The sequence below is a fragment of the Sediminihaliea albiluteola genome, from assembly GCF_014077625.1.
In the GTDB taxonomy this organism is placed as follows: Bacteria; Pseudomonadota; Gammaproteobacteria; order Pseudomonadales; family Halieaceae; genus Sediminihaliea; species Sediminihaliea albiluteola.
Window position 1 is genome coordinate 1 of sequence record NZ_JACFXU010000012.1, and the last position, 5,190, is coordinate 5,190.

4 protein-coding genes and 3 pseudogenes are annotated in these 5,190 nt (G+C 62.3%); 2 read left to right on the plus strand and 5 right to left on the minus strand.

Translation table 11 applies throughout. From position 1 onward, the window contains the following. Positions 1-165: 165 nt before the first annotated feature. Positions 166-576 (minus strand): annotated as a pseudogene (locus H2508_RS01205) (transposase); the annotation flags it as partial. Here H2508_RS01205 and H2508_RS15280 point away from each other — a divergent pair. Beyond that, positions 543-869, plus strand: a pseudogene (locus tag H2508_RS15280) (AAA family ATPase); the annotation flags it as partial. The pseudogenes H2508_RS01205 and H2508_RS15280 overlap by 34 nt on opposite strands. A gap of 127 nt (positions 870-996) precedes the next feature. Next, the gene (locus H2508_RS14940; RefSeq protein ID WP_235964670.1) at positions 997-1,956 is read left to right on the plus strand and encodes an ATP-binding domain-containing protein; all 960 of its coding nucleotides are present in this window, start codon (positions 997-999) and stop codon (positions 1,954-1,956) included. On the opposite strand, the gene H2508_RS01215 is transcribed toward H2508_RS14940, so the two are convergent. From H2508_RS01215 to H2508_RS01235, 4 genes and pseudogenes are all read right to left on the minus strand, one after another. Further along, positions 1,922-2,941 (minus strand): NAD-dependent epimerase/dehydratase family protein, encoded by a 1,020-nt coding sequence (locus H2508_RS01215; protein WP_182168595.1) that lies wholly within the window; start codon positions 2,939-2,941, stop codon positions 1,922-1,924. The genes H2508_RS14940 and H2508_RS01215 overlap by 35 nt on opposite strands. A 36-nt stretch (positions 2,942-2,977) precedes the next feature. After that, entirely contained in the window at positions 2,978-3,598 is a 621-nt protein-coding gene (locus H2508_RS01220) for a TetR/AcrR family transcriptional regulator (RefSeq protein ID WP_182168596.1), read from the minus strand. A gap of 24 nt (positions 3,599-3,622) precedes the next feature. Beyond that, on the minus strand, positions 3,623-4,486 hold the full coding sequence (locus tag H2508_RS01225; RefSeq protein WP_182168597.1) for a hypothetical protein: 864 nt from the start codon (positions 4,484-4,486) through the stop codon (positions 3,623-3,625). 332 nt (positions 4,487-4,818) lie between these two features. Beyond that, positions 4,819-5,190: pseudogene (locus H2508_RS01235) on the minus strand (transposase); the annotation flags it as partial.

Consider the following 5,190-nt stretch of genomic DNA (forward strand, 5'->3'; position numbering starts at 1 on the left):
GACGTATAGGAAGAATAAACGCCCTTTTCACCCAAGTCCAACAGCTTTGGACCGCAGTTGACTCTTTCGACACCCCTGCGATGCAACCCAATCCGGCTGACGGGGAGCCAGCAACGCTGAAAATTTACCCTCCTCTTTCCCACTAGCGGCTCCTTTTCCGACAACCAGCACGGCGGATCTCACTATAGGGTCTTCAATGCAGGCGATGACTTTCATGGCGCCGCCGCAGCCGCTGCAGGTCTCGATGTCGATATTGAAAACACGCTTGAGCCGTTGCGCCCATGTCATCGACGCTCGCCGTTGTGCTGGTGTTGCCGGTTCATCAGCCACCCTGACCTTGTTGCCCCTGCCCCGTTTTGCCGGCGTGACCAACGCCCGGTGCCGACTGTTGGGTGCGAACACCCCGTGGAAGCGGGTTAGGTTGACTCTGGGCTTCGGTACCAGGGCGGCCAGCCTTGCAATGAAATCCAATGGTTCGAAAATGACGTGCGTGGTGCCGTCCCGGTACGGCGTCTTGAGCTGGTAGCGCACGTTGCCGCCTCGTGTTAACGACAGCCGCTTCTCGGATACCGCCGGGCAAGGCGGCGGCGCGTCTGAATGAGTCGATCAGCGGGCAGATCAAAGCCCTGGACAGTCTTCAGTTGCCCCAGGGTGAGCGGGTGCGGGAGGCCATCCTGGACGACGTGACGACCCTGCACCGCCTGCTGGGTGCGCGTCCGGACAGCCGGCGCTTCCAGCACCATCACTTGCGTCCACTGCCCCTGGACGTGGTGGTGGACGAGGCGTCCATGGTGGATATCGAAATGATGGCCGCACTGCTGGATGCCCTGCCGTCGCACGCCCGGCTGATCCTGCTGGGTGACAAGGACCAGCTGGCCTCGGTGGAAGCGGGCGCGGTTCTGGGCAGCCTGTGCGCGCGTGCCGACGCGGCGCACTACACCCCGGACATGGCCGCCTGGCTGGAGGCCGCCACCCGGACATGCTATCGAAGCCGAATTGCAGGACGTCGCCGGGCGGCCACTGGATCAGGCGGTGGCGATGCTGCGCCACTCCTTCCGCTTCGATGCCGGCAGCGGCATCGGCGAGCTGGCCCGGGCTGTGAACAATGGCGATGCGCAACGGGCACAGGCGGTATTGGCGAGCCGCGACTACCCCGATGTCCACTCGGTCAACTTGCCCGCCGGCGAATGGCGACCCTTGAGTGCCCTGGCACTGGGTGATGGCGACACGGTGCCGGCGCGGGGCTACCGCCATTACCTGGAACTGCTCGCCGCGACCTCCTCCACGCGCCCGACCCTTGCGGATACCCGCGATGCCTGGGATGCATGGGCGGCGGGCATTCTCCGCGCCCACGGCGAATTCCAGTTGCTGACGGCCCTGCGCCAGGGCGACTACGGAGTCGAGGCCCTCAACCTGCGTATTGAGCAGGCGCTCGCACGGGCGGGGCTGATTCGCAATGCAGGTGCCAGCCGGGGTTCCACGCCGCGTGATGCGGGAGACTCCCCGTGGTATGAGGGACGGCCGGTGATGGTGACTGGCAACGACTACGGTCTGCGCCTGATGAACGGCGACATCGGCATTGCACTCGAGGCGCCGGTGGATTTTACCCGGCCGGAGCGGGGCAGCGCGCTGCGGGTCGCCTTCCCCGCCGGCGACGGCCAGGGCGGGATTCGCTGGGTGTTGCCCAGCCGCCTGCAACAGGTCGAGACGGTCTACGCGATGACCGTGCACAAGTCCCAGGGCTCGGAGTTCGTGCACACTGCCCTGGTCATGCCCGATGCGATGTCCCCGGTGCTGACCAGGGAGCTGGTGTACACTGCCGTGACCCGGGCGCGTCAACACTTCACCCTCCTGTGCGCCGGCGACGAGATGCTTAAACAGGCAGTGGTTCGTCAGGTGTCGCGCCAGAGCCAGTTGTTTTCTATAAGCGCCCCTGGGGCGCGCCTGACTGGATGATCCCTTCCGCCAGCATCCAGTCCGCCATGTCGCGCAGGCTCTGCTCGCCACCGATCAGATCGTCGCCCAGCAGAGCGCGTGCCTCGGCGTCATCCTGTGGCACGCAGCGGGTGAGCACGGCGGCCGCTTCGTAGGTCAGGTCCGGTGTTGGCTCCCCGAATAGCCTCTGCCTCAGGTCGGCGAGGCGGCCCAGGCTCCGCAGCAGCCAGCCCGGCACCTTCATCGCCCTGATCGGCTTGCCGGTTTGTTCCCGCATGATGCGCAGAATCTCCGCGTGGGGAATGAAGTCCGCCGATGCCATGATGCGCCGCAGCCCCCTGCCGGGTTCCAGCAGCCGGTTGACCAGCAGCGCCAGGTCCCTGACGTCGGTAAAGGTGAGGCCGCCTTGAGTGACCAGCATTGAGCCGCTGTTGACGTAATTGGCGAGGAATTCCTGCCCGCTGCCTACTGTCGGGTCGATGGGACCATTGACCGAGGCCGGATAAATGCAGACTACCGGGGCGCCCTCCGCCTGCAGCTGCCGTGCGTTGTGCTCGGCCCGGGCCTTGGTGCGGGCGTAACTGGAGTCCGGTTCGGTCACCGGGTCGTCGGCGTGCATCACCGGCCCGCCGGGTGGAAACAGGGCAGTAAAGCTGGACAGGAAGATGATCGGGTCCAGGCCGGCCGCGGCCGCGCCGCGGAGAATGCGCTCGCTACCGCTGACGTTCAGTTCCCACATTTTCTGCACGTCGGTCACACTTTTCGACATCATGCCGGCGCAATGCACCAGTGCTTCGTATTGCGGCAGCAGTGCCCGCCAGCTGTCGTCAAGTACGTCCCCCGGGTGCAGGGCAACAGCCCGGTGGGGAACTGACAGCTTTTCCAGCACGGCCTTCTGCTTGTCGAGGTTGCGGGCCAGAATGCCCACCTCGTGGCCGCCGCGCAGCAGCTGCGCGACGACGTGGCTACCGATAAAACCGGTAGCGCCTGTTACCAATACCTTCATTTTGCGTGTTTCCGTGAGTGCATCGGGTGGCTGGAGTCAGTTGTGCGCCATCATGCCCTTGATGATGGTGCTGGAAAGCGCCCTGATCTGTGCGGCGTCACTGAGGGTCAGCACCGGCCGGGGCGACATGTTGTTGCGCAGCAGGCTGAAGGTGAGGGCCTGCAGTATGTGGGCGGTCTGCCCCGGGTTGACCGAAGAGTCGAAATACCCTTCGCGAATGCCGCGCTTGATTACGGCGACAAGGGCATTGCGCACTTTTTTCAGGGCCTTTTCGGTCGCCTCTTTTTCAATCAGCAGCGGCAGCTGCGTGTCCGGCAGGGTGGCGACATGAATCTCCCGACGCATGCCCTCGCTGACCAGGTAGTTCTCCAGCCAGTGGCGAATGACATCCGGTGCCGGCTCGTCGGCGGCAAGCAATTCCCGGGAGCGCTTTACCGACTCGGTCACCAGGCGCTCATGCAGTGCGAGCAGCAGGGATTCCTTGTTCGGGTAGTGCTTGTACAGCGCCGCCCGGGACAGGCCGGCATTGGCGGCGATCCGGGTCATGGTAGCTGCCTGGTAGCCCAGCTCGCCAAAGTGCTCCGCCGCAACATTGAGAATGCGTTCTGCAGTGGTTGCCGCTCTGCCGACGTTTTCGCTTCCGGTGGGGCGCTTCATGGGCTTCAGCCTGCTCCTTTTCGATCAGTAGATCGGGCCGCCGATCACATGGGTGGCCAGGTCAATCAATAGCAGGGAGACCATGGCCACAAAGGTGGATTCGATCATGACCCGGCCCAGACTCCAGCGCTCACCATCAGCCGATTCATCCATGCGATAGACGTTGGGGAAGGCGACCACAAAGTACAGCGCGTAGAACCAGGAGCCGTACATCAGCATGGCGTCCAGATCCTCATACCACACGTTGCTGCCGTCATTGTCGATCATGACGAAGTACATGTAGGTTTCGCCCCAGCCCCAAAAGGCGGCAATGATCGCCACGATGGCGCACCATGCAGCAAAACGCGCAGCGCCCGAGTTCCAGCTGGTGGTCATGGTTCTGATGCGGCGCATGACGATCACGGCAGTAACGTGATACACGATGAAAAATACGATCGCGTTCAGGTACATCGACGGCGGTACTTTCATGTGCCGGGCCAGAGCGGTCGATTCATCCGGACCTACCAGTGCCGAATCGAGGAACAGGTTGACCTCTTCGAAGCGATAGCGGAGACCGAGTACCTCGAAAAAGTATTCGGTGTGGAAGTAGGTGGCAAAAAAGATCCAGCAGAACATGTACAGGTTGAACTTGAACCAGTAGCTCTGATGCCAGGGGATGCCACTGTTGCGGCGCAGGAACCAGGGTACCAGCACGCAGTAGGGCACCCACATCAGCAGATTCTGCATGATGTTCCAGAAGGTGCCGGTTTCCAGCCAGCCCATCTGCACCATGGCCATGTTGTAGAGAAACCAGAAGGGCACCACGGTGAGGAAGAATTTCTCCGCCCAGGCCTTGTCGGGGTTGGGGGAAAACCAGTAGCCGGATGCGCCGGGTGAGGGGTCAGTCATTGTTATGTCTCCCTGGTGGAATGTAGCGAAGCCCCGGTTGCCGGCTTTGTATGCCCGTGAGTTGTCACGACTCATCTGTCAGCCGGCCCGGATCGACCGCTGTCATGCTAAGATCAGGCGCAGTTCCGAGTCAACAGAATATGTTTATTATGTCTACCTCGTGAAACGACGTATAGGAAGAATAAACGCCCTTTTCACCCAAGTCCAACAGCTTTGGACCGCAGTTGACTCTTTCGACACCCCTGCGATGCAACCCAATCCGGCTGACGGGGAGCCAGCAACGCTGAAAATTTACCCTCCTCTTTCCCACTAGCGGCTCCTTTTCCGACAACCAGCACGGCGGATCTCACTATAGGGTCTTCAATGCAGGCGATGACTTTCATGGCGCCGCCGCAGCCGCTGCAGGTCTCGATGTCGATATTGAAAACACGCTTGAGCCGTTGCGCCCATGTCATCGACGCTCGCCGTTGTGCTGGTGTTGCCGGTTCATCAGCCACCCTGACCTTGTTGCCCCTGCCCCGTTTTGCCGGCGTGACCAACGCCCGGTGCCGACTGTTGGGTGCGAACACCCCGTGGAAGCGGGTTAGGTTGACTCTGGGCTTCGGTACCAGGGCGGCCAGCCTTGCAATGAAATCCAATGGTTCGAAAATGACGTGCGTGGTGCCGTCCCGGTACGGCGTCTTGAGCTGGTAGCGCACGTTGCC